Below are 432 nucleotides of genomic sequence, written 5' to 3'. Positions count from 1 at the left end.
GGGCCACGGCGTCCACCGCCACCACCACCGAAGATGTCGCCGAAAATATCGCCGAAGATGTCACCAAAGCCTCCGCCGCCGAAGCCGCCGCCAGCACCGGCGCCACCCTGACCGTTAACGCCGGCATGGCCGAACTGGTCATAGGCCGCGCGCTTCTGCTCATCGGCCAGCACTTCGTAGGCTTCTTTCGCTTCCTTGAATTTGGCCAAGGCCTCTTCGTCATCCGGGTTACGGTCCGGATGGTATTTCATCGCCAGGCGACGATAAGCCTTCTTCAAATCCTGCGCGCTGGCATCCTTTGCCGCACCCAGCACTTCGTAATAATCACGTTTAGACATAGATAAGCCTTTGGCTTAGCCAGACGCCGAACGCCGGAGGCCAAACGCACAACCTTGAAAGGCAACTGCGTTCAGCATCCGGCGTCGGGCGTCA

General features: G+C 59.7%; 1 protein-coding gene. It reads right to left on the bottom strand.

Going from position 1 to position 432, the window contains the following annotated elements:
- Positions 1-338 (bottom strand): DnaJ domain-containing protein (locus tag A3754_RS20700; RefSeq protein ID WP_156497122.1); only part of this gene is annotated, 338 nt, incomplete at its 3' end.
- Positions 339-432: the final 94 nt, after the last annotated feature.

The sequence above is a fragment of the Alcanivorax sp. HI0083 genome, from assembly GCF_001635175.1.
This window is presented reverse-complemented; position numbering and strand designations above follow the sequence as displayed.